18 protein-coding genes are annotated in these 24507 nt (G+C 63.2%); 5 read left to right on the top strand and 13 right to left on the bottom strand.

The window, feature by feature from the left end:
- Nucleotide 1: 1 nt before the first annotated feature.
- The 8 genes from gltB to pilM all read right to left on the bottom strand — a co-directional run bounded on the left by gltB (nucleotide 2) and on the right by pilM (nucleotide 11762).
- A complete protein-coding gene (gene gltB / locus ACNFIC_RS10130) occupies nucleotides 2-4447 on the bottom strand; it encodes a glutamate synthase large subunit (RefSeq protein ID WP_138220448.1) in 4446 nt (1481 codons plus the stop codon).
- Nucleotides 4448-4821: 374 nt separating this feature from the next.
- Nucleotides 4822-6423 (bottom strand): AAA family ATPase, encoded by a 1602-nt coding sequence (locus ACNFIC_RS10125; RefSeq protein ID WP_138220449.1) that lies wholly within the window; start codon nucleotides 6421-6423, stop codon nucleotides 4822-4824.
- 15 nt (nucleotides 6424-6438) lie between these two features.
- Nucleotides 6439-7536: a 3-dehydroquinate synthase gene (gene aroB / locus ACNFIC_RS10120; RefSeq protein ID WP_416780927.1), complete on the bottom strand. Its 1098-nt coding sequence runs from the start codon at nucleotides 7534-7536 to the stop codon at nucleotides 6439-6441.
- Nucleotides 7537-7634: 98 nt separating this feature from the next.
- On the bottom strand, nucleotides 7635-8153 hold the full coding sequence (gene aroK / locus ACNFIC_RS10115) for a shikimate kinase AroK (RefSeq protein WP_138220451.1): 519 nt from the start codon (nucleotides 8151-8153) through the stop codon (nucleotides 7635-7637).
- A gap of 4 nt (nucleotides 8154-8157) precedes the next feature.
- Complete coding sequence (locus ACNFIC_RS10110; protein WP_416780926.1) at nucleotides 8158-9366, bottom strand: type IV pilus secretin PilQ; 1209 nt, start codon at nucleotides 9364-9366, stop codon at nucleotides 8158-8160.
- Nucleotides 9326-10348, bottom strand: a complete 1023-nt coding sequence (locus ACNFIC_RS10105; RefSeq protein ID WP_416780925.1) for a pilus assembly protein PilP — start codon at nucleotides 10346-10348, stop codon at nucleotides 9326-9328. The genes ACNFIC_RS10110 and ACNFIC_RS10105 overlap by 41 nt, the downstream gene beginning before the upstream one ends.
- Nucleotides 10345-10884: a PilN domain-containing protein gene (locus ACNFIC_RS10100; protein WP_138220454.1), complete on the bottom strand. Its 540-nt coding sequence runs from the start codon at nucleotides 10882-10884 to the stop codon at nucleotides 10345-10347. The genes ACNFIC_RS10105 and ACNFIC_RS10100 overlap by 4 nt, the downstream gene beginning before the upstream one ends.
- Nucleotides 10881-11762 (bottom strand): type IV pilus biogenesis protein PilM, encoded by an 882-nt coding sequence (gene pilM / locus ACNFIC_RS10095; protein WP_138220456.1) that lies wholly within the window; start codon nucleotides 11760-11762, stop codon nucleotides 10881-10883. The genes ACNFIC_RS10100 and pilM overlap by 4 nt, the downstream gene beginning before the upstream one ends.
- Nucleotides 11763-11933: 171 nt before the next feature.
- Between pilM and ACNFIC_RS10090 the strand changes: the two genes are divergently transcribed.
- On the top strand, nucleotides 11934-14384 hold the full coding sequence (locus tag ACNFIC_RS10090) for a penicillin-binding protein 1A (protein WP_416780984.1): 2451 nt from the start codon (nucleotides 11934-11936) through the stop codon (nucleotides 14382-14384).
- A gap of 145 nt (nucleotides 14385-14529) precedes the next feature.
- Here ACNFIC_RS10090 and ACNFIC_RS10085 read toward each other — a convergent pair whose 3' ends face one another.
- The 3 genes from ACNFIC_RS10085 to rpmE form a co-directional block, all read right to left on the bottom strand.
- Nucleotides 14530-15798 carry a malic enzyme-like NAD(P)-binding protein gene (locus tag ACNFIC_RS10085; protein WP_138220458.1) on the bottom strand — a complete coding sequence of 423 codons (1269 nt, stop codon included), beginning with the start codon at nucleotides 15796-15798 and terminating at the stop codon, nucleotides 14530-14532.
- Nucleotides 15799-15977: 179 nt separating this feature from the next.
- On the bottom strand, nucleotides 15978-16799 hold the full coding sequence (locus ACNFIC_RS10080; protein ID WP_416780924.1) for a thermonuclease family protein: 822 nt from the start codon (nucleotides 16797-16799) through the stop codon (nucleotides 15978-15980).
- Nucleotides 16800-16801: 2 nt separating this feature from the next.
- A complete protein-coding gene (rpmE, locus tag ACNFIC_RS10075) occupies nucleotides 16802-17017 on the bottom strand; it encodes a 50S ribosomal protein L31 (protein ID WP_023378219.1) in 216 nt (71 codons plus the stop codon).
- A gap of 168 nt (nucleotides 17018-17185) precedes the next feature.
- Between rpmE and ACNFIC_RS10070 the strand changes: the two genes are divergently transcribed.
- The 3 genes from ACNFIC_RS10070 (at nucleotide 17186) to ACNFIC_RS10060 (ending at nucleotide 22025) form a co-directional block, all read left to right on the top strand.
- Complete coding sequence (locus ACNFIC_RS10070) at nucleotides 17186-19405, top strand: primosomal protein N' (RefSeq protein WP_416780923.1); 2220 nt, start codon at nucleotides 17186-17188, stop codon at nucleotides 19403-19405.
- Nucleotides 19406-19594: 189 nt separating this feature from the next.
- The gene (gene argS / locus ACNFIC_RS10065; protein WP_138220462.1) at nucleotides 19595-21331 is read left to right on the top strand and encodes an arginine--tRNA ligase; all 1737 of its coding nucleotides are present in this window, start codon (nucleotides 19595-19597) and stop codon (nucleotides 21329-21331) included.
- A gap of 1 nt (nucleotide 21332) precedes the next feature.
- Complete coding sequence (locus tag ACNFIC_RS10060; protein ID WP_138220463.1) at nucleotides 21333-22025, top strand: SPOR domain-containing protein; 693 nt, start codon at nucleotides 21333-21335, stop codon at nucleotides 22023-22025.
- A 195-nt stretch (nucleotides 22026-22220) separates the two neighbouring features.
- Here the strand turns inward: ACNFIC_RS10060 and ACNFIC_RS10055 are convergent, their stop codons facing one another.
- Complete coding sequence (locus ACNFIC_RS10055; protein WP_416780922.1) at nucleotides 22221-22646, bottom strand: NINE protein; 426 nt, start codon at nucleotides 22644-22646, stop codon at nucleotides 22221-22223.
- A 157-nt stretch (nucleotides 22647-22803) separates the two neighbouring features.
- Here ACNFIC_RS10055 and ACNFIC_RS10050 point away from each other — a divergent pair, with 157 nt between their 5' ends.
- The gene (locus ACNFIC_RS10050) at nucleotides 22804-23442 is read left to right on the top strand and encodes a C40 family peptidase (RefSeq protein WP_138220465.1); all 639 of its coding nucleotides are present in this window, start codon (nucleotides 22804-22806) and stop codon (nucleotides 23440-23442) included.
- A gap of 24 nt (nucleotides 23443-23466) precedes the next feature.
- Here ACNFIC_RS10050 and ACNFIC_RS10045 read toward each other — a convergent pair whose 3' ends face one another.
- Complete coding sequence (locus tag ACNFIC_RS10045) at nucleotides 23467-24459, bottom strand: type IV pilus twitching motility protein PilT (RefSeq protein WP_416780921.1); 993 nt, start codon at nucleotides 24457-24459, stop codon at nucleotides 23467-23469.
- Nucleotides 24460-24507: the final 48 nt, after the last annotated feature.

The following is a 24507-nucleotide window of genomic DNA, read 5'->3' as shown; positions in this document are numbered from 1 at the left end:
TTTACTGCGGGTTGGCACGGGTGCTGGACAGCAGTTGCTTCAGATTGGCCGCCTTGGGCTTGACCAACCAGAAACGTCGCACGTAGTCGTCCAGGTTCTCGAAGAGCTCACGCCCCCACGCGCTGCCAGTCTCTTCCACATACTCGCCCAGGACCCGCGCCAGGTGGCTGCGGTAGGCTTCCATCGCCTCACCACTGATGCGCTGGATTTCCACCAGCTCATGGTTGAGTTTGTCGACGAAGGTGTTGTCCATGTCGAGCACGTAGGCGAAACCGCCCGTCATGCCAGAACCGAAGTTGTAACCGGTCTTGCCCAGGACGCAGACAAAGCCGCCGGTCATGTATTCGCAGCAGTGATCGCCGGTGCCCTCGACTACAGCGTGGGCGCCGGAGTTACGCACAGCGAAGCGCTCGCCAGCGGTGCCGGCGGCGAACAGCTTGCCACCGGTGGCACCGTACAGGCAGGTGTTGCCGACGATGGCGCTGTGCTGGGTTTCGAACGGGCTACCGGCAGGTGGCACGATGGTCAGCTTGCCACCGGTCATGCCCTTGCCGACGTAGTCGTTGGCGTCGCCTTCCAGGTGCAGGTTCAGGCCACCGGCGTTCCACACGCCGAAGCTCTGGCCCGCGGTGCCCTTGAAGCGGAAGGTGATCGGCGCAGCGGCCATGCCCTGGTTGCCGTGCAGCTTGGCGATTTCGCCCGAGATGCGCGCACCGATGGAACGGTCGCAGTTGCAGATGTCGAGGTTGAACTCGCCACCGGCCATGTCACGGATGGCTGGCAGCGCCATCTCGACCATTTTCTCGGCCAGCTCGCCCTGGTCGAACGGCGGGTTCTTGTCCACCTCGCAGAACTGCGGCTTGTCAGCCGGAATGTGCGCGCTGCCCAGCAGCGGGCTGAGGTCCAGGTACTGCTGACGCTCGGTGTCGCCCGGCAGCACGTCGAGCAGGTCGGTGCGACCGATCAGCTCGCCGAGGCTGCGTACACCCAGCTTGGCCAGCCACTCACGGGTCTCTTCGGCGACGAAGGTGAAGAAGTTGATCACCATGTCGACAGTGCCGATGTAGTGGTCCTTGCGCAGCTTGTCGTTCTGGGTAGCGACGCCGGTGGCGCAGTTGTTCAGGTGACAGATACGCAGGTACTTGCAGCCCAGGGCGATCATTGGCGCGGTGCCGAAGCCGAAGCTCTCGGCGCCGAGGATGGCCGCCTTGATCACGTCCAGGCCGGTTTTCAGGCCGCCGTCGGTCTGTACCCGCACCTTGCCGCGCAGGTCGTTGCCGCGCAGGGTCTGGTGGGTCTCGGCCAGGCCCAGCTCCCACGGTGCGCCCGCGTACTTGATCGAGGTCAGCGGCGAAGCGCCAGTGCCACCGTCGTAGCCGGAGATGGTGATCAGGTCGGCGTAGGCCTTGGCCACGCCAGCGGCGATGGTGCCTACGCCAGCTTCAGCGACCAGCTTGACCGAAACCAGCGCCTGCGGGTTGACCTGCTTGAGGTCGAAGATCAGCTGGGACAGGTCTTCGATCGAGTAGATGTCGTGGTGCGGCGGTGGCGAGATCAGGGTCACGCCCGGCACCGCGTAGCGCAGCTTGGCGATCAGGCCGTTGACCTTGCCGCCTGGCAGCTGGCCGCCTTCACCGGGCTTGGCACCCTGGGCGACCTTGATCTGCAACACCTCAGCGTTGACCAGGTATTCCGGGGTCACACCGAAGCGGCCGGTCGCGACTTGCTTGATTTTCGAGCTGCGGATGGTGCCGTAGCGCGATGGGTCTTCACCGCCCTCACCGGAGTTCGAGCGCGCGCCGATGCGGTTCATCGCCTCGGCCAGTGCTTCGTGAGCCTCGGGAGACAACGCGCCCAGCGAGATACCGGCGGAGTCGAAGCGCTTGAGGATCGCCTCCAGCGGCTCGACTTGATCCAGGGCCAGCGGCTGGTCGGCGACCTTGACCTTGAGCAGGTCGCGGATCATCGACACCGGGCGCTGGTCAACCAGCGTGGTGTATTCCTTGAACTTGGCGTAGTCGCCCTGCTGCACGGCGGCTTGCAGGGTGTTGACCACATCCGGGTTGTAGGCGTGGTATTCGCCACCGTGGACGAACTTCAGCAGCCCGCCTTGCTGGATCGGCTTGCGCGCGCTCCAGGCTTCAGCTGCCAGCAGCTTCTGATCGCTTTCCAGGTCGACGAAACGCGCGCCCTTGATGCGGCTCGGAACGCCACGGAAGCTCAGCGCGACCACTTCTTCGGACAGGCCGATGGCTTCGAACAGCTGCGCGCCACGGTACGAGGCGATGGTGGAGATACCCATCTTCGACAGGATCTTCAGCAGGCCTTTGGAAATACCTTTGCGGTAGTACTTGAAGACCTCGTCCAGGTCACCCAGCACTTCGCCAGTGCGGATCAGGTCGGCCAGCACTTCGTAGGCCAAATACGGGTAAACCGCCGAAGCACCGAAGCCCAGCAACACCGCGAAGTGGTGCGGGTCGCGTGCGGTGGCGGTCTCGACCAGGATGTTGCTGTCGCAACGCAGGCCCTGCTCGGTCAGGCGGTGGTGCACTGCACCGACGGCCAGCGAGGCGTGTACCGGCAGCTTGCCAGGGGCGATGTAGCGGTCGCTCAGTACCAGTTGGGTCTTGCCGCTGCGCACAGCCTCTTCGGCCTGATCGGCGATGTTGCGGATGGCCGCTTCCAGGCCGACGCTCTCATCGTAGTTGAGGTCGATCAGTTGACGGTCGAAGCCTTCGCGCTCCAGGTTCATCAGCGAACGCCACTTGGCGGGCGAGATGACCGGCGAGCTGAGGATTACCCGCGAAGCATGCTCGGGAGACTCCTGGAAGATATTGCGCTCAGCCCCCAGGCAGATTTCCAGCGACATCACGATCGCTTCGCGCAGCGGGTCGATCGGTGGGTTGGTCACCTGGGCGAACTGCTGGCGGAAGAAGTCGTACGGCGAACGTACGCGCTGCGACAGCACAGCCATCGGCGTGTCGTCACCCATCGAGCCGACTGCTTCCTGGCCCTGCTCACCCAACGGGCGCAACACCTGGTCACGCTCCTCGAAGGTGACCTGGAACATCTTCATGTACTGCTTGAGCTGGTCAGCGTCGTAGCTGGCCACGCCCTGGTCGTCGGTCAGGCTCGCCTGGATACGCGTGGCGTGCTGACGCAGCCAGCGCTTGTACGGGTGGCGCGACTTCAGGCGGTTGTCGATGGCATCGGTGTCGAGGATCTGGCCGGTCTCGGTGTCGACCGCAAAGATCTGGCCTGGACCAACACGGCCTTTGGCAATGACGTCTTCAGGCTTGTAGTCCCACACGCCGATTTCCGACGCCAGGGTGATGTAGCCGTTCTTGGTGGTGACCCAACGCGCCGGGCGCAGGCCATTGCGGTCAAGCAGGCATACCGCATGGCGACCTTCGGTCATGACGATACCGGCCGGGCCATCCCACGGTTCCATGTGCATGGAGTTGTATTCGTAGAAGGCGCGCAGGTCGGCGTCCATGGTCTCGACGTTCTGCCAGGCAGGCGGAACCAACATGCGCACGCCACGGAACAGGTCGATGCCGCCGGTGACCATCAACTCGAGCATGTTGTCCATGCTCGAAGAGTCGGAGCCGACGCGGTTGACCAACGGGCCAAGCTCTTCGAGGTCGGGGATCAGGTCGTTGGCGAACTTGGTGCGACGGGCCATGGCCCAGTTGCGGTTGCCAGTGATGGTGTTGATCTCGCCGTTGTGGGCGAGGAAGCGGAACGGCTGCGCCAGCGGCCACTTCGGCAGGGTGTTGGTAGAGAAGCGCTGGTGGAACACGCAAATCGCGGTTTGCAGGCGCTCGTCACCGAGGTCTGGATAGAAGGCCGCGAGATCGCGCGGCATCATCAGGCCTTTGTAGATGATGGTCTTGTGCGAGAAGCTGCAGATGTAGTGGTCGGCGTCGTGGGCGTTGGCCACGGACGAGCGGCGACGGGCACTGAACAGCTTGATCGCGAATTCCTGATCGCTCAGCCCTTCACCGCCGATGAACACCTGCTCGATCTGCGGCAGGCGCTCCAGCGCCAGGCGACCGAGGACGCTGGTGTCGATCGGGACCTTGCGCCAGCCGACCAGCTTCAGGCCAGCATTGACGATCTCGCGGTCCATGTTGGCGCGGGCGGCTTCGGCTTTGACCGGGTCCTGGTTGAAGAACACCATGCCAACGGCGTACTGCTTAGGCAGTTCGACGGCAAAATGCTCCTGGGCCACGGCACGCAGGAATTGATCGGGCTTCTGCATGAGCAGACCGCAACCGTCGCCGGTCTTGCCGTCGGCGTTGATGCCACCACGGTGGGTCATGCAGGTCAGTGCCTGCATGGCGGTTTGCAGAAGGTGGTGACTCGGCTCGCCCGCCATGTGGGCGATCAGGCCGAAACCACAGTTGTCCTTGAATTCTTCGGGATGGTACAGACCTGTTTTCATAGACACTTTCTCACCAGGTTCACCTCTCAACCGGAGGCAAATCTCTTTTTTAACAACCACTTACCATCCACGCCGATCAAACGCCAGCTTTTTGCGGTGGCCATGGAAAACCATTGTTGCACAGCGACAGTGATGCCCACAAATTTTCATGTCTCATTACTGAAAATTTATGTCGCAATTTTGAATGTTTTTGCGCCATGCGCCGTGATATCGGCTTGGCATGAGTCTGAAGCGTTTCAGCCATGACTGCAATGGAAGGCTTGTGGCCGGCAGTCTGGGACAGAAAAGCCTGCCGCGCTCAGGCGCAGCAGGCTAGTTGAAAGCTAGAAGTCGCTCAGCAACTGGGCGGCGGGGGTAATGCCGCCCGGAAGGTATCAGCGGGCCGTGGCCAGCTCTTGTTGGACGCTGCCGACGGTACGTGGCCAAGGTTTACCAGCCTGGACCTTGGCTGGCAAGTTCTTGATTGCCGCAGCGGCTGCATCGCGGTTGGCGAAATTACCATAAGTGACCACATACAGGGGCTTGCCCTGCAGGTTCTTGCGGAAGTAGCGATAGTCGCCACCCTGCGCCTTGACGAACGCCTGAGCCGACGCCTCGGAGCTGGTACCGAATACCTGAACCACATAGTTGCCGGCTTTCTGGCCGGCATACCAGCTGCTGTTGCCCGCCCCGCCAGCGCTGGCACTCTCAACCGATTTGGCCGCAGGTTTCGCACTGGCGACTTGGGTCGGCACGGCAACGGGCTTGGCAGGTGCAACCGGCTTGGCTGGCTGAGTGGCGACGTTTTTCTGAGCAGGCGCCACCGTCACAGGCTGCGCCGGAGCAGGGGCCGCGCTAGCCGAGGCACCCTCGGGCGGTGCGATGGTGGTCACGGTCGGCGGAACGGCTGCCGAGGGCGCAGCCGGTTGCAGGGCAGTGTTGCCTGCCGGGCTGCTTTCCTCACCCTCACCCATGCCTGCGGCCTGGGCCAGCGGTTCGCGCATGACCGGCTGCGACTGACCGACCAACGGCAGCGGCATCGGCTGCGACGAGCCAGAAAATTCGATGGCTGGAGCGCCGCTGCCCTGCTGCCCGAGCGGCAGTTGGGCCTGGGCGGCTGGCGCCTCGGTCGGCGCCTTGTCACCCTTCTTGGGCATCAGAACCGCTGCACCAACGGCGACCACGACCACAGCGGACAACGCAAGCACGTGTTTCTTAGGCATTTTGAACCCCATGGATGGTCGCTTGGCCGTGGTACGGCTGGCGATCATGGCTTCGATCAAAGTGTCGCGAGCGACCTGGTTGATGGTCCCAGGCCACCCGTCGGAGTTTTCGTGGATATCGACGATCTGCTCGCGAGTGAACACCTCGATGCCCCGGCCCGCGCCATCCAGACGCTGCTCCAGGTACTCGCGGGTTTCTTCCTCGCTGTAGGGGGCCAGCTCGATGATGTGGAAACGCTCCTCATCGATGTTGATCTCCTCCAGCCCTGCGATCAGCGATGGCTCGCCGAACAGGAACACATGCGGACGCCCCTCGGCGACGCCAGCCGCCAACTCCAGCAACGCTTGGAGTGCCGACTCGTCGAGTTGTTCCGCATCGTCCACCAGCAAATAGACTTCTTGGCCGGTCAGCGCCAGTTGCACCACCTGCGAAAGGATCGCCTGTACCTCGGGCTCAGCCACGTTCAGTGACTGCGCCACCTGGCCCAGTACACTGGCAGCATCCGAAGCGCCGCGGGCCGATACCACCACGCTCTGCACCGACTGCTTGTTGGTACTGGCCACCAAGGCCTGGCGCAGCAGGGTCTTGCCGCTGCCAACGGGACCGGTGACCACCAGCATCAGCTGACTGTAGCGCGCCAGGTGATGCAACTGCCCCAACACGGGCTTGCGCTGGGCGGGGAAGAACTTGAAACCGGGCACCCGGGGGGCGAACGGATCGTGGGTCAGTTGATAGTGTTCGAGGAACGCCTCATCGGCATGCAGAGTGCTCATTGCGTTGTCACAACCTCAAAGCTGGGCCACGATCGCGCGGTAGTCCGCCGTCAGCGTGGCCTGAAGAATCTCTTTCGGATAGTCGTCGGTGACGACGGCCTCACCCATCTGGCGTAACAGCACCAGACGCAGACGCCCGTCGAGCACTTTCTTGTCGACCGCCATGTGCTCCATGAAATGCGCCGGGGTCATTTCCTGTGGTGGCACCACCGGCAATCCTGCGTCCTGCAGCAGGCGAATTCCGCGATCACGCGCCGGCTGGTCGATCCAGCCCAGACGCATGGACATCTCCAAGGCCATCACCGTGCCAGCCGCTACGGCTTCGCCGTGCAGCCAGACGCCATAGCCCATGTGGGTCTCGATGGCATGGCCAAAGGTATGACCAAGGTTGAGCGTGGCACGTACGCCCGACTCGCGCTCATCGGCGCCGACCACTGCGGCCTTGGCTGCGCAAGAGCGGCGGATCGCCTCGGTCAGCGCGACAGGCTCCAAGGTACGCAGGGCACGCATATTGTCTTCGAGCCAGCCGAGGAACGGTTTGTCGCAAATCAGCCCGTACTTGATGACCTCGGCAAGACCCGCAGACAGCTCGCGCTCGGGCAGGGTCTTGAGGCTGGCGGTGTCGATCAGCACCGCATTGGGCTGGTAGAAAGCACCGACCATGTTCTTGCCCAATGGGTGGTTGATACCGGTCTTGCCGCCCACCGACGAATCGACCTGCGACAGCAACGTGGTCGGCACCTGGATGAAATCGACACCGCGCTGATAGCACGCGGCGGCGAAACCGGCCATGTCACCGATGACCCCTCCCCCGAGGGCGACAACGGTGGTACGCCGGTCGTGACGAGCGGTCAGCAGCGCATCGAAAATCAGTTGAAGGGTTTCCCAGTTCTTGTGCGCCTCGCCGTCGGGCAGCACCACAGGCAGCACGCTATAAGCCCCCAGGGTCTTGGCAAGGCGCTCCAGGTACAGGGGGGCGACGGTCTCGTTGGAGACAATGGCGACCTGCCGACCGGCGATATGCGGCTTGAGCAGCTCAGGCTGGTCCAGCAGCCCTTCGCCAATATAGATCGGGTAGCTGCGCTCGCCCAGGTCGACCTTTAGTGTCTGCATGTATCCCCACAATGTACTTGGGCACAGTGCTGACGCTGCAGCACTGCGCGGTGACGTTCAACCCAGCTCGGCATTGGTCGCCGAGGATAGACCCCCGTTTAGCGGGGCGGCAACTGCTGCAAACGCTCGAGAATGTCGAGTACGACCATGCGTGGCGGCCGTTCGTCGGTTTCAACCACCAGGTCGGCAATCTCCCGATAAAGCGGGTCGCGCGCCTCCAACAGGGCACGCAGGGTGGCCTCTGGATTGGCAGTGCGCAGCAAAGGCCGGTTGCGGTCGCGGGCCGTACGCCCGACCTGCTGCTCGACCGAGGCGTGCAGGTAGATCACCCGCCCACCCGCGTGCAATGCAGCGCGGTTCGCCTCGCGCATGACGGCGCCACCTCCGGTGGCCAGCACAACGCCATCCAACGCACAAAGTTCGGCGATCATCGCCTGCTCGCGGTCGCGAAAGCCCGGCTCGCCCTCTCTGTCGAAGATCCACGGGATATTGGCGCCGGTTCGCAGCTCGATTTCCTTGTCGGAATCCTTGAACAGCAGGCGCAGCTCTTTGGCCAACAGGCGCCCGATGGTGCTCTTTCCAGCGCCCATGGGCCCTACAAGTATCAAATTTCGCACAGAATCAACGACTCACAGCAATCGCCTGGTCATTCATGATACGCGGAGTCAGGAAGACCAGCAGCTCAGATTTTTTCTCTTGTAATGCATCGCGTCGAAACAGCCGCCCAACATACGGCAGATCGCCGAAAAATGGCACCTTGTCGATCACTTTGTTCTGCGACGTCGAGTACACGCCACCAATCACAATGGTCTGCCCATCGGTGACTCGCACCTTGGCATTGACCTCGTTCTTGCGAATCGGCGGGACGTTGTTCAGTGCATTGACGAAATCGGGCTCATCCTTGGTCACCCGCACCTGCATCACCACCTTGCCATCCGGCGTGATCTGCGGGGTCACTTCCAGCGACAACGAAGCCTCGCGAAAGGAGATGGAGGTGGCGCCGCTCTTGCTGGTTTCCTGGTAAGGCACCTCGGTGCCTTTGAGGATCCGTGCGGTTTCCTTGTCGGCGGTGACCACCTTGGGCTGCGAGATGATTTCACCATGACCACTCTTTTCCATGGCACTGAGTTCAAGGTCGAGCAAGATGTCGCTGCGCAAAAGCCCCACCCCCAGGCTGGACGTGGCACGCTCAACACCCAGGTCAACGAATACATCCTCGCCCAGGCGGGCGCCATCCTTGTACAGCTCAGGCCCCCAGCGCACGCCCAGCACCCGTTCGTAATCGATACTCGCCTCGACGATCCGCGCCTCGATCATGACCTGACGAACGGGCATGTCCAGTTGCGTCACCAGGGCGCGTATCTGGGCAAGCCGCCTCGCGGGCTGCGCGAGCACCAGGGTGTTGGTCCGGACGTCCACACCGACACTGCCACGGCCGGACAGAATGCCGTCATCGGCCAGGTTCGCCAGGAGCAGCTCCGCCAGCTCTGCGGCCTTGGCGTGGTGGATGGCGATCAATTCACGCTGCAATGGCTCATGCGCCAGTTGATCGCCCTGCTCAACAAGTTCGGCAAGTGGCGCGACCACCATCACGCTGCCCTCCACACGACGCCCAAGCCCTTTGCTACCGAGAACCAGGTCGAGCGCCTGCACCCAAGGCACCGCGTCCAGGCGCAATGTGATACGCCCCTGCACCGCGTCGCTGGCCACCAAATTGATGCCGCCAAAGTCGGCCAATACCTGTAGCACCGAACGGACCTCGACGTCCTGAAAATTCAGCGATATGGGCTCATCCTGAATGGGCCCTGCCGAAGCCAGACACGCGCTCATCCACACCGCTATCGCGCCCCCGATCAAACACTGCTTCACCCTCATCCATGACCTCCGCAGGCGCTCGCTCGTCGAGCGCCAAAAACCTCGAACGTTCCTGCCAAGCACCGGCGAGGTACACGCGTTCACGTACCACCATGCGCTGTGCATCGACATGTACTACCCGCCCTTCGTCGCGGCCCAGGCGCTGCCCTTGCCGAATCCGATGCAAACGCCCACCGGCGAGCACCAACGCCTGGTGAATCCCGCCACGGGAAAGGCTGCCGACCATCTGCAACTGCTCCAGGGCGATGCCTGAGAGCCCCGCCTCGGCCCCCGCCACCGACCAAGGCCTGAACGGGTCGAATGACGAAACCTCGACCGCCGCCCGTGCAGGCTCATCGGCCAGCGAGGCCGGCGGCGCCAGCGCCTGGCTGGCACCGTAGGCATGTACCCGGATCTGTGCGCTGACCCAGTCGCTGCCATCGCCCCTGGCGGTCAACTTCAAATCGGCGATCTCCAGCAATCGCAGTTGCCCCGTCCACGTCTGCAACCAGGCGCGTAGCGATGGATAACGCCCGCCTACCTGCAATGCCAACGGCATCTGCCAGTAGCTGTCGGCCGGCCTCTGCACGTCCAGCACGTCGACAGCCTCGAAGACCAGCCCATGCTCATGCCCGGAGATGGCCAACTGATCGAGCAGCTCACTCATGCCTTCCCCGGCATCCAAACGCCAAAGCCCCTCCTGCAACTGTTGCCGGACATCGATCAGGGTGGCGCGCTCAACATCAAGCGCCGCAACCTGCAGCTCAAGGGCCGTCAACGCCGTCTGCGCCTGATCTGCCTGCAACAGCGCCGCTCGATAGCCCTGCTCCAGACCGCGCAGGCTCACCCCCCAGGCCAGCCCTGCCACCGCCATGACGACACTCAGCAAGGCCGCCACGCGCAAGGCCCGCGAACAGGCGAACAGCCCGCCCCAATTGATATTGGGCAAGCCGCTCATGACCAGTCGACCGGCAAGCGAGCCAGTAACAGGAACTCATCGCCACTCGCCTGGCGACGCAGGAAAACCAGCTCAAGATCACGCGCCACACCCAACGCTTCCAGGTCGCGCATCAGCTGCGCCACACTCGAGGCCGATGCCGCAAGGCCTGCGATACGCAGGCGATCGTCCTTCACACTGATTTCACCGAGCCGGGCACCGCCCGGCATGGCCCGTTCCACACCTGACAACAATTGCCAAAGCACGCTCTGCCCCTTGCGCAAGCGCGACAGTTGCTGCAACTGCGCGAACACCTCGGCATGTGCGCGGCGCAACCGCTGCGTGGCCTCAGGCACATCGCCAAGAGCCTGCGATTGAGCCTGATAACCGGCCGTAAGCGTGGATTGCCGCGCCAGTCGCTCACGCGCCCACTGATCGAGCACCACCATGCACGCCAGCGCCAGGACCAGCGTAGCGACCAAGCTCAAATGAAAGCGGCGCAACGCACTTGCCCGGCGACGTTCGCGCCAAGGCATCAGGTTCATGCGCAGGTTCATCGCAAACCTCCCAGCGCCAGCCCGCACGCCAGCGCCATCGAGGCGTGCAGTGCAGGCTCAGGACCCGCCGCGCCAACCCCCGGCAAGCACGCCAGGTGGCATGGCAGACTCAGCCGCCGGCTCAACTGCGCAGCGTATTCAGCATTGGCAGCACCTCCAGCCAGCATCAGCGCATCGACCCCGATCAGGTCCTGGCCAGGCGCCAGCAACGCCGCCACCTCGTCAAACCAGCCGCTGGAATCAGCCTGCGACCACTGCCGGCATTGCGCAACCGGCCCCTGCGACCAACAGTGCAGCGCCAACCGGTCGCTTTCGATATGCAGCAAGGCCGTACGTGGCGAGCGCCGCGCCATGACTCGGCGCAAGGCGAAGCTGTCCACTTCCACGGCGACTACCTCGAGCCCGGCCTGGGCAAACAGCTGCTCCAGCGGGTCGAGCTGACTCTGCCGACACGCGGCAATCAACACCTCGACCTTGTCCGCGGCCCGCGGTGCAGGCCCGATCAATTGAAAGTCCAGGGCAAGGTCATCAAGGGGAAATGGAAACAATTGCTCCGCCTCGGTCAGCAGTTGCCCTTCCAGGTCTTGCTCGCTGATGCCGCGTGGCAACTGCGCGACCTTGCAGATTACCTGCGCCGCAGGCAGTGCCAGTGCGACCCGGCGCTGGCGCGATCCGCAGCGCCGCCGAGCCTCACCTAACGCGCGCACCAGCGAAGGGTTGTCGTCGAAGCGCAAGGCGCCATCGGGCAACGGCTCGCAGGCCCAGCCGACGACACGCGCCTGCCCGCGCTGACGGCGCATATGAAGCATTCTTACCGCGCCGCAGGCAATATCTACCCCCAGCAGTGAACCGACATCCCTGCCAAATCGTCCAATCATGACGTTCCCTTCCTGGCCATCCGAGCCTGTGCAATTACCCCACGAGCGGTCGGGGCGTCGCCCCGGCCGGTCACCCGGAGGAGCGAAAAATGCTTATAATGCCCAGCGTTTTTTCCTGTCCGCTGGCCTCGCGTGCAATCCACTCCTCAACCTGGACACCCAAAAGCCTTGATACGCCTGCTGAAGTTCTTCTGGTGGTCTTTCGTCGCAGTTATCTGCGCGCTCGTACTCGGTGTGAGCGGTGCGTTTCTGTATCTTAGCCCCAACCTCCCGTCGGTCGATTCGCTCAGAAGCGTCCAGTTGCAAATCCCCTTGAGGGTCTATAGCAGCGACGGCAAGCTGATTGCCGAGTTCGGCGAAATGCGCCGCTCTCCAATCAAATTCCAGGAAATTCCCCCACAGTTCATACAGGCGCTTCTGTCAGCCGAGGACGATAATTTCCTCAATCACTACGGTGTCGACCCCAGCAGCCTGATGCGGGCGGCCTCGCAGTTGCTCAAGTCCGGGCACATCCAGACCGGCGGCAGCACCATCACCATGCAGGTGGCGAAGAACTTCTTCCTGACCAGCGAACGCAGCTTCTCGCGCAAGACCAACGAAATCCTGCTGGCCCTGCAGATCGAACGCGAGCTGACCAAGGACGAGATCCTCGAGCTCTACGTCAACAAGATCTACCTGGGCAACCGTGCCTACGGTATCGACGCGGCGGCGCAGGTGTACTACGGCAAGTCGATCCGCGACGTCAGCCTGGCGCAGATGGCGATGATCGCAGGCCTGCCCAAGGCTCCTTCGCGCTTCAACCCGTTGGCCAACCCCATTCGCGCCAAGGAGCGTCGCGACTGGATCCTGGGGCGCATGTACAAGCTGGGCAAGATTGATGAGGCCAGCTACCAAGCAGCCCTCGCCGAACCGCTGAACGCCAGCTACCACGTGCCCACGCCAGAAGTGAATGCCCCCTACGTCGCCGAGATGGCGCGTGCCGAAATGGTCGGCCGCTACGGCAGCGAGGCTTACACCGAAGGCTTGCGCGTCACCACCACGGTGCCGAGCGACATGCAGCAGATGGCCAACGACGCGGTGCTCAACGGCCTCTCCGAATACGACGAGCGGCATGGCTACCGTGGCCCGGAGGCGCGCTTCCCAGGCAAGACCCGCGCTGCCTGGCTGCAAGAGCTGGGCAAGCAGCGCCCACTGGGCGGCCTGGAGCCGGCCATCGTCACCCAGGTCGACAAGACCGGCCTGAAGGTCATGACCCGCACCGGCCAGGAAGAAAGCGTCGCCTGGGACACCATGAAGTGGGCTCGCCCGTACCTGAACACCAATGCACAGGGCCGCACGCCGCAGTCACCGGCCGACGTCGCCCAAGTGGGTGACTTGGTGCGCCTGCAACGCTTGCCTGAGGGCACGCTGAAGTTCAGCCAGGTACCTGCGGCGCAGAGTGCGCTGGTCACTCTCGATCCTTACGACGGTGCGATCCGCGCGCTGGTTGGTGGGTTCTCGTTCGAGCAAAGCAACTACAACCGCGCCACCCAGGCCAAGCGCCAGCCAGGCTCAAGCTTCAAACCTTTCGTCTACAGCGCCGCACTGGATAACGGCTACACCGCCGCCAGCCTGGTCAACGATGCACCGATCGTGTTCGTCGATGAGTACCTGGACAAAGTCTGGCGTCCGAAGAACGACACCAACACCTTCCTCGGCCCGATTCGCATGCGCGAAGCGCTGTACAAATCACGCAACCTGGTTTCGATCCGCCTGTTGCAGGCCATGGGCGTAGATAGCACGATCGACTACATCGCCAAGTTCGGCTTCAACAAGCAGGACCTGCCGCGCAACCTGTCGCTAGCACTGGGCACCGCCACGCTGACGCCGATGGAAATCGCCACTGGCTGGAGCACCTTCGCCAACGGTGGCTACAAGATCAACCCGTACCTGATCCAGCGCGTGGAGAGCCGTAGCGGCGAGACACTGTTCACCGCCAACCCGCCACGCGTCCCGCAAGGCGCTCAGGACCAGGCCGGCCTTGCCGCCCCGGAACAGTCCATCAGCGTTGCCCCCATGCCAGGCGAAGCGCCTTCGGCCCTGGGTCAGGTCGCCCCAGCAGCACAGGCACCAGCGGTGGCCGAGCGCATCATCGATGGCCGCACCACTTATATCCTCACCAGCATGCTGCAGGACGTGATCAAGCGCGGCACCGGCCGCCGCGCCATGGCGCTGGGCCGCAGCGACCTAGCCGGCAAGACCGGCACCACCAACGAGTCCAAGGATGCCTGGTTCTCCGGTTACAACGCCGACTACATGACTACCGTATGGGTAGGCTTCGACCAGCCGGAAAGCCTCGGTCGCCGCGAATATGGCGGCACCGTGGCGCTGCCGATCTGGATGAACTTCATGGGCGCGGCGCTCAAGGGCAAGCCTGAGCATGCCCCGGCTGAGCCAGAAGGCATTCTCAGCCTGCGAGTCGACCCGGTCAGTGGCCGCGCCGCCACCCCGAGCACGCCGAACGCCTACTTCGAGCTGTTCAAGGCCGAAGACTCGCCGCCGTCGGTGGACGAGCTGGGCAATGGCGCAGCACCGGGCAGCCCTCTGCCGGCAGATGAATCCGCGCCTATGGATCTGTTCTGATAGCAGCAAGTTTCGAGCGGCAAGCGGATCTGCGTCCGGCCTTGCGCAGGTGCAACGGCAGACATCGAACGGCTTGTCGCTTGAAGCTCGAAACTGAAGCAAAAAAAACCGGCTCATATGAGCCGGTTCTTTTTTGCGTGCTGTATTAGCCGTTGAACACGTCATCCACGCTCTTGAGCGGGTAGTGCTTCGGATACGGCAGGGTAGCCACGCCGGATTCGATGGCGGCCTTGGCCACAGCGTCGGAAACGACGGTGATCAGGCGAGCGTCCAGCGGCTTCGGAATGATGTACTCACGGCCAAATTCCAGACCTTCGACGCCATACGCTTCGCAAACTTCCTTCGGAACCGGCAGCTTGGCCAGGTCTTTCAGAGCGATGGCCGCGGCGATCTTCATTTCTTCGTTGATGCGCTTGGCGCGAACGTCCAGAGCACCGCGGAAGATGAATGGGAAGCCGAGTACGTTGTTGACCTGGTTCGGGTAGTCGGAACGACCGGTAGCCATGATCACGTCGCTGCGAGTGGCGTGGGCCAGCTCCGGAGCGATTTCCGGGTCCGGGTTCGAGCAGGCGAACACGATCGGGTTGGCAGCCATCGACTTCAGGCCTTCTGCGCTCAGCAGGTTCGGGCCGGACAGGCCAACGAACACATCGGCGCCGTCGAGGGCGTCAGCCAGGGTGCGCTTATCGGTGGCGTGGGCGAACTGGGCCTTGTATTGGTTCAGGTCGTCACGGCCAGCGTGGATCACACCGCTGCGGTCGATCATGAAGATGTTCTCGACCTTGGCGCCCATGCTGACCAGCAGCTTCATGCAGGAGATGGCCGCAGCGCCAGCACCCAGGCAGACGATCTTGGCGTCTTCGAGTGTCTTGCCGGCGATTTCCAGGGCGTTGATCATGCCGGCTGCGGTAACGATGGCGGTACCGTGCTGGTCATCGTGGAAGACCGGGATGTCACACTGCTCGATCAGGGTGCGCTCGATCTCGAAGCACTCAGGTGCTTTGATGTCTTCGAGGTTGATGCCACCGAAGGTGATGGAGATGCGACGCACGGTGTCGATGAAGGCTTGCGGGCTTTCCGATTCGACTTCGATGTCAAAAACATCGATGCCGGCGAAACGCTTGAACAGAACACCCTTGCCTTCCATGACCGGCTTCGAGGCCAGCGGGCCCAGGTCACCCAGACCCAGAATCGCGGTACCGTCGGAGATCACCGCAACCAGGTTGCCTTTGCCGGTGTATTTGTAGGCCAACTCTGCATCACGGCCAATTTCGCGCACAGGCTCGGCGACGCCTGGGCTGTAGGCCAGGGCGAGGTCGCGGGCGGTGGCGGTGGGCTTGGTGAGCTCGACGCTCAGTTTCCCTGGACGGGGCTGAGCATGGTATTCGAGAGCGGCGGTTTTCAGGTCTGACATGATGGGCATTCCGCTGTTTACTGTTCTGACGGACCGCCGAGGATACGCAAAGTGCCGGAGGGCGACAAGACTGCCCGGTCACGAGTGTCAAGGCCTTTGGCCTACGACTTTACGCTAAAACCCACGGGGTTTTGGAAAGGCAAGTGTGTACAATTAGCCAGCTTAATGTCTACAACTATTTAACCAGAAACCGGCGTCAACATGCTCGGATCGGTCAATGGCAACAGCCAGCGTCGCTGCCCAGGCGTGAGGCCACCTTTTCGGGAACGGTCCACCACCCAACCACGCGCCTCGACCTGGCGTCCCTTGAGGTTATCCACAAAGCCTGGAGGAAAGTGGCGACGCAGACGAGCGGGGATGTTCAGCACCACGGCGCCATCCAGTTCAAGCCAGATACCGCCACGATTAGCCTCGACCTTGCTTATTTTGCCGCTTATCACTGCAAAGCCGGCTTGATCGAGGCGCCGCGCGGAGCGCACCGGTGATTGGCGCCACAGCCCTTTGCGGGCTTGCCGGGCCTGTCGCTCGGCCTGCTGCTGGCAGGCGGACAAACGCACATTTGGCGCGACCGCAACCCGGTAGCCCAGCCCCTCGCTGAGCAGTTGTGCTTCGAGATTGTTGCCAGTCCGGCTGTAGATATGCGCCAGGGTCCGGCCATACTTGTCCTTGGACTGCGCTCCGGGCACCAGGCCTAACTTGCCGTCACTGGCCTTGACCAAGGCTTGCAAGCGTTGCCTGGCGGCCTCGGCGTAAGGCTCTGCAACACGCCCATTGCGACCAAGCTCCGGGGCATTGATGCCGATCAGGCGCACGCTGCGCCCATCGACCAGCCGAATGGTATCGCCATCGACCACCTGTCGCACCGCCACCGGCTGGGCGCGCTCGGGGAGCGGACAGAAGGCCTGCGCCTGTGCCTGCCAGATCGCGCCCATAAAAAAGGCGCCCACAAGGAGCGCCTTTTTTTGCAACAGTGCGAACCTCAAGAGATTCGCCATGCGCATGATTACTTCTTGGTACCGAACATACCAAAGCGATCGGCGAACTTCTGTACGCGACCACCGGTGTCCAGGACTTTTTGCTTGCCAGTGTAGAACGGGTGGCACTGGGAGCAAACGTCGATCGCCAGCGGCTTGGCCAAGGTCGAACGGGTTTCGAATTTGTTGCCGCAGCTGCAGGTGACTGCAACTACTTCGTAGTTCGGATGAATATCTGCTTTCATGGTCACTTCCTCGAGCTGCGTGCCGCCACCCAACACCATTGTTGAATACCGCACGTAATTAGGCGGCGAATAATACCAGAGCACAGCCGCAGCGCAAGTTGTCGCTTGCACCGACCGTCGTCTGCTAGGCTCGCCGGATTGCCGAAATGCCCTCCAGAGACCTTCCGCGTGTCCGACGTCATCCTGCGCCTTGCCCTACCCTCGCCCCTGCGTCGCCTGTTCGACTACCGGGCGCCGGCAAGCCTGGCGCGCCAGCCCCTGACGCCCGGCATGCGCATTCGCGTGCCGTTCGGGCGCCGCGAGATGATCGGCGTGCTGGTGGAAGTGGCGCAACAAAGTGAAGTGCCCGCCGACAAGCTCAAGCCCGCCATCGCCCTGCTCGACCCGGTCTCGCCGATCCCGCCAGCGCTGTTCAAGCTGTGTCTGTGGACCGCCCAGTATTACCAGCACAGCCTTGGCGACACACTGAACTGGGCCCTGCCAACCCTGCTGCGCCAGGGCGAGGCGGCCGAAGCCCGGCAGGAGCGTTTCTGGCACGTGACCCCAGGCGCACGCCTGGAAGACCCGCGCATCGCCCGTGCCCCGCGCCAGCGCGAAGCCCTCAAGACCCTGTCGCAGCACCCGCATGGGGTGGCCCACAGCCTGCTGGGCAAACTGGGCCTGAACAAGGACAGCCTCGACCTGCTGTTGGCCAAGGAGCTGGTCAACATCGAAGTGCGCCGTCATTTGCCGGCGGCGCGCCACGAGCATTGGCTGGCACAGCCGGAATTGCCGCTCAATGAAGAGCAGCGCGCGGCATTCGAGGCCGTGCGCTCAGGCTTTGGCGCTTTTCACGCGTTCCTGCTCGCGGGCGTCACCGGCAGCGGCAAGACCGAGGTCTACCTGCAACTGATCCGCGAAACCCTGGAGGCCGGCAAGCAGGCGCTGATCCTAATCCCGGAGATCAACCTCGGCCCGCAGACCCTGCAACGTTTCGAGCAGCGCTTCAACGCACGCATCGCCTTGCTGCACTCGGCGGTCGCCGACCGCGAGCGCCTGGATGCCTGGCTCGCGGCCCGTGACGGCGAGGCGGACATCATCATCGGCACTCGCTCGGCCTTGTTCACGCCAATGAAGAACCCCGGCCTGATGATCATCGACGAAGAACACGACGGCTCTTATAAACAGCAGGAAGGTCTGCGCTACCACGCCCGTGACCTGGCGGTGGTGCGCGCGCACCAGGAAGGCATCCCGATCCTGCTGGGCTCGGCCACCCCTTCGCTGGAAAGCCTGCACAACGCCCACACTGGCCGCTACGGCCTGCTGCGCATGAACCAACGTGCCGGTGGCGCCCGAGCGCCGCGCTTCCTGCGTCTGGACGTGCGCAGCCTGCCGCTGGACAGCGGTATCAGCGGCCCGCTGCAACAGGCCATTCGCCAGACCCTCGAGGCCGGCCAGCAAGTGCTGGTGTTCCTCAACCGCCGCGGCTTCGCCCCGACCCTGCTGTGCCATGATTGCGGCTGGCTGTCCGAATGCCCACGCTGCGACGCACGCATGACGGTACACCAGCGCTCGGCAGTGCTGCGCTGCCACCACTGCGGCTACGACGAACACCTGCCGCTGCAATGCCCGCAATGTGCCCACGTCGACCTGCGTCCGGTGGGCGCTGGCACCGAGCGCGCCGAAGAGCGCCTCAAGGTACTGTTCCCCGACTACCCGATCCTGCGTGTGGACCGCGACAGCACCTCGCGCAAGGACGCCATGCACAACCTGTTCACCACCATTCAGCGCGGCCAGCCAAGCATCCTGGTGGGCACCCAGATGCTGGCCAAGGGTCACCACTTTCCCCGAGTCACCCTGGTGGCCATCCTCGATGCCGACGGCGGGCTGTTCTCCGGCGATTTTCGTGCAGGCGAGCGCATGGCCCAACTCATCGTCCAGGTCGCAGGCCGCGCTGGGCGGGCCGAAGAACCAGGCAAGGTGATCGTACAGACCCATCTGGCGGACCATCCCCTGCTGGTTCAGTTGACCGAACAAGGTTACTTCGCCTTCGCCGAGCAAGCGCTGAGCGAGCGCCGTGCAGCCGGCCTGCCGCCATTCGCCCATCTGGCCCTACTCCGTGCCGATGCGCACAAGCCGGGCCAGGCCGAAGGCTTCCTCGACGAAGCCTGCGCGGCAGCTGAGCGCCTGCTGAACGAACAGGCGCTGCACGGCATCGAACTGCTGGGCCCAGTGCCAGCCCCCATGGAACGCCGAGCAGGGCGGTTTCGCGCACAACTATTGCTCCAGGCCAATGCCCGGGCGCAGCTGCATCGACTGATCAGTGCATGGTTGCTAGTGTTGGAGCAAATGCCATCCGGACGACAGGTGCGCTGGTCGCTGGATGTCGACCCGGTGGACCTTTATTGAGCTGCAAGCCGCAAGCTCCAAGCATCAAGCCACAGCGGCCCTGCGCTGGATCGACTACTTGTCGCTTGCAGCTCGTAGCTTGTAGCTCGCTGAAAGGTTGGCAACCCGTCACCGGCAACGGATAATGCCAAGTTTTTCCACCTGCGCATCGAAGCGCCCCACCGCGCTTGCGGTCGAAAAGAGATCCCCATGAAAGACACCATTCGCCAGCTGATCCAGCAAGCCCTCACCCAACTCGTCAACGACGGCGTACTGCCTGAAGGGCTGGCGCCGGCGATCCAGGTGGAAAACGCCCGGGACAAGACCCACGGCGACTTCGCCAGCAACATCGCCATGATGCTGGCCAAGCCGGCCGGCATGAAGCCGCGCGAGCTGGCGGAAAAGCTCATCAACGCCCTGCCGGCCAGCGCCGACGTGAGCAAGGTCGAGATCGCCGGCCCCGGCTTCCTGAACTTCTTCCAGAACACCGACGCCCTGGCCAACCGCCTGGACGCTGCCCTGGCAGACGGCCACCTGGGTGTGCGCAAGGCCGGCCCTGCGCAAAAAGTGGTGATCGATATGTCGGCACCGAACCTGGCCAAGGAGATGCACGTCGGCCACCTGCGCTCGACCATCATCGGCGACAGCGTCGCCCGTGTGCTGGAGTTCCTCGGCGATGACGTCATCCGCCAGAACCACGTAGGCGACTGGGGCACCCAGTTCGGCATGCTGCTGGCCTACCTCGAAGAAAACCCGATCACCAGCGATGAGCTGTCGGACCTGGAGAACTTCTACCGCGCCGCCAAGAAACGCTTCGACGAGTCAGAAGCCTTCGCTACCCGCGCCCGTGGCCTAGTGGTCAAGCTGCAAGCCGGCGACCCGGAGTGCATGGCGCTGTGGACGCGCTTCAAGGACATTTCGCTGTCCCACTGCCAAAAGACCTACGAACTGCTCAACGTCAAGCTGAGCATGGCCGACGTGATGGGCGAGAGCGCCTACAACGACGACCTGGCCAACGTGGTCGCCGACCTCAAGGCCAAGGGCCTGCTGGTCGAAGATCAGGGCGCACAATGCGTGTTCCTCGAGGAATTCAAGAACAGCGAAGGCGAGCCCCTGCCGGTGATCGTGCAGAAGGCCGACGGCGGCTACCTGTACGCCACCACCGACCTGGCGGCGGTGCGCTACCGTAGCAACACGCTAAAGGCCGACCGCGCCCTGTACTTCGTCGACCAGCGCCAGGCATTGCACTTCAACCAGGTGTTCGAAGTCGCGCGCCGCGCAGGCTTCGTCGGCCATCCAATGCAGATGGAGCACATGGGCTTCGGCACCATGAACGGCGCCGATGGCCGTCCGTTCAAGACCCGTGACGGCGGCACCGTGAAGCTGATCGACCTGCTCAATGAGGCCAAGGATCGCGCCTACGCGCTGGTCAAGGAGAAGAACCCAGGCTTGGCCGAGCAAGAGCTGCGCCGCATCGGCGAAGTGGTAGGCATCGGCGCGGTCAAGTACGCCGACCTGTCCAAGCACCGTACCAGCGATTACAGCTTCAACTTCGAGCTGATGCTCAACTTCGAAGGCAACACCGCGCCGTACCTGCTGTATGCCTACACCCGTGTGGCGGGTGTATTCCGCAAGCTCGGCAAGGGCTTCGACGAGGTCGACGGCAGCATCGTGCTGCAAGCCGCCCACGAACAGGATTTGGCCGCGCGTCTGGCGCAGTTCGGCGAAATCCTGAACAACGTCGCCGAAAAAGGCACCCCGCACGTCCTGTGCAGCTACCTGTACGACCTCGCCGGTCTGTTCTCCAGCTTCTACGAGAACTGCCCGATCCTGTCCGCCGAAACCCCGCAACAGCAGCAGAGCCGCCTGCGCCTGGCCGCCCTGACCGGCCGGACCCTCAAGCAGGGCCTGGAGCTGCTGGGCCTGGAAACCCTGGAGCGCATGTAAGTTGGCTGCGAAGAAAAAGCCCGCACCCAAGCGCGGCGCCAGCCGCCACCAGCCGCCCGCCAAGCAGCCGATCCCCGGCTGGGTGTGGCTGGCGGTCGGCCTGACCGTCGGCGCCTTCATCGTCTTCCTGATGAAGCTCGAACCCGGTGGCGGTGATATCAAGCGCACCAAGCCCGAGCAACAGAAGCCGGAGAAAGTCGCCGAGGCGAGCAAGAACACCACCCCGACACCGCAGCAGCCGGTGAAGCCGAAGTATGACTTCTATACCCTGCTGCCCGAGTCGGAAGTGATCGTGCCGCCAGAGGCCGTACCGGAGAAGACCCCACCGGTGCCGGCGGTGCCAACCACGCCTGTCACCCCGGCAGAGGCGGCCAAGATCGACACCGCCCGCGCCCAGGCTGCGCTGATGGGTGAAACGCCACCACCGGCGCCCCCGGTGATCAAGCCGGCAGCCACCACCCAGTTCTTCCTGCAGGCCGGCTCGTTCCGCAAGCAGGCCGACGCCGACAAGGTCCGCGCGCAGATCATCCTGCTCGGCCAAGCCGTCAAGGTCGAGTCGGGGACGGTCAAGGAAGAGACCTGGTACCGCGTGATGGTCGGCCCGTTCAGCAATCGCGAACAGCTGACCGTGGCGCAAAAACAACTGGCCGGTGCAGGCTTCAGCAACCTGCTGCTGCAACAGCGCCGCCCCTGACGGGCGGCAAGCTGCAAACCCTAAGCAGCAAGTCGTAAGCTGCAAGCTGCCAGAAAAAGCAGTGGGCGTTCGCGACTAATTCCCGTCAGTTAAGCCTGTGTTGCAGTAGTTGGGGCCGCAAAGCGGCCCCCATTGGCTTAACGGACTCGCATTAGGCCTACGCGACCCGCTTTTTCTTGAAGCTTGCCGCTTGCCTTAGGCCCTACGCCGCTCGGCGTTGACCAGAGACACCTGGCTGTTCAGGGTCCAGAAGTCGTACAGCACCCCCAGCAGGAACACACCGCCGGTACACAGGTAAATCAGCGCGCTGATCCACTTGCCCTGGTACAGGCGATGCACGCCGAACACCCCCAGGAACGTCAGCAGCACCCATGCCAGGCTGTAGTCGACACTGCCAGACTGGAAACGCATGTCCGCCTCGCGGTCCATCGACGGGATCAGGAACAGGTCGATCAGCCAGCCAATCCCCAACAGCCCGAGGGTGAAGAACCAGATCGTCCCAGTGATGGGCTTGCCGTAGTAGAAGCGGTGCGCTCCGGTGAAGCCGAAAATCCACAGCAAGTACCCTAGTACCTTGCTGTGCGTGTCATTGACTGCCCCACCCTGTTGATAACCATTCATTCGAAGCCCTCGTGGGATAGCTGAAAATTTTCTAACGGAAAATGTGACTTTTCCGTTTCCACCCGACATATGGTACGCGCCCACACGACCAACGGATCAGAAATTGATCAAAAAGCTGTTATAAAGTTGCGCGCCAACACTTATAAGAGCTTCAACTATGCCGCCTTTCTTCAAGACATGGCTGACCCTCTGCCTACTTTTGCCCCTGGCCGCCCACGCCACCAACCGTGAGCAACGTCTTCCCAGCGGTTTCACCGGCTACACCAGCAATGCCGATGCCTCGGTGAAACGCTCCCCGCTCCATTACCGCAACACCACCGTGCAGGCGCGCCCTAGCAACGCTGCCCGCCAGCAGGCGCAGCAGGCTGTGGCCATGTCACCCAAGCAGAGCAGCCAAGTGCTCAGCCGCGCGGTGAACGTACTCGGCACCCCTTACCGTTGGGGTGGCAGCAGCCCGAAGAAGGGTTTCGACTGTAGCGGGCTGGTCAAGTACGCCTTCAATGACGTGGCCAATGTCGACCTGCCGCGCACTTCCAACGCCATGGCTCAAGGCCAAGGCGTCAAAGTGGCCCGTGGCGACCTCAAACCAGGCGACCTGATCTTCTTCAACATCAAGAGCCGCCGGGTGAACCACGTCGCCATCTACCTAGGCAACGACCGCTTTATCCATGCGCCGCGTACCGGCAAGCGAGTGAGCATCGACAGCCTGGAGAAACCGTACTGGCAGAAGCACTACGTAGTTGCCAAACGTGTACTGCCCAAAGACCAACAGGCGCTGAACCTGGCCAAGCGCTGACGCAGCAGGGGCGCCTGCATCGCGCTACTCGATCACCCCTTGTTCCCGCAGCGCCTGCATCGCGGCCTGCAGCGTTATCATCCCCTGCGCCGCCCCTGTCTGCATCAGCGAAGGAACCTGGGCCATGCGCCCTTCGCGGATCAGATTGCGCACAGCAGGCGTCGCTACCAACACTTCGCGTGCCGCCACACGCCCGCCGCCCTTGCGCTTCAACAACACTTGCGCCACCACCAGGCGCAGCGCCTCGGCGAGCATCGCGCGCACCAGCGGTTTCTCCTCGGCAGCGAACACGTCCACCAAACGATCCACGCAGCTCACCGCCGAGCGTGTGTGCACGGTCGCCAGTACCAGGTGGCCGGTTTCAGCCGCGCGCAGCGCCAGGCGAATGCTCGGCAGATCACGTAACTCACCGATCATGATCACATCCGGGTCCTGACGCAGAGCGCTGCGCAGGCCGTGGGCAAAGCTACGGCAGTCACGGCCGATCTCGCGCTGGTTGAGCAGGCTGCGCCGCCCCGCGTGGAGGAACTCGACCGGGTCTTCCAGGGTGACGATGTGTTGCGCGCAGCGCTCGTTAAGGCGGTCGAGGAGCGCGGCCAGGGTACTGGACTTGCCACTGCCCGTCGGGCCGCCCACCAGGACCAAGCCGTCCTGACACCTCGCAAGAGCCTCGGACACTTGCTCCAGGCCCAACGCCTCGACACTTGGAATACCTGCCGGGATCAACCGCAGGCAAGCGCCTGGGCCATTGTGTTGGCGAAACAGGTTCAGGCGCGAACGCCCCACCCCAGGCAAATCCAGCGCCAAGTCCAACTCATCGCCCCTCGCCCATTGCTCACGCTGCGCGCCATCGAGCAGCGCGCCCAGCCCGTGCTCCAAGGCATGGGCGGTGAGCGCCGGCAGCTCCAGGCGGTGTAGCTCTCCGTCCACACGTAGCAGTGGCGGCTCACCAGCCGCCAAGTGCAGGTCGCTGGCGCCGGCCGTCAGGGCTCGGGCCAGCAAGTCGGTCACATCCATGAGACTCCCCAAGCGCTAGCAAGCAGGTAGAATGCCGCAGACTCCAAA

It is taken from the genome of Pseudomonas sp. NY15463 (assembly GCF_048068415.1).
GTDB lineage: Bacteria > Pseudomonadota > Gammaproteobacteria > Pseudomonadales > Pseudomonadaceae > Aquipseudomonas > Aquipseudomonas mosselii_C.
Note: the sequence above shows the minus strand (reverse complement) of the source record. Positions and strands in the feature narration are given on the sequence as shown.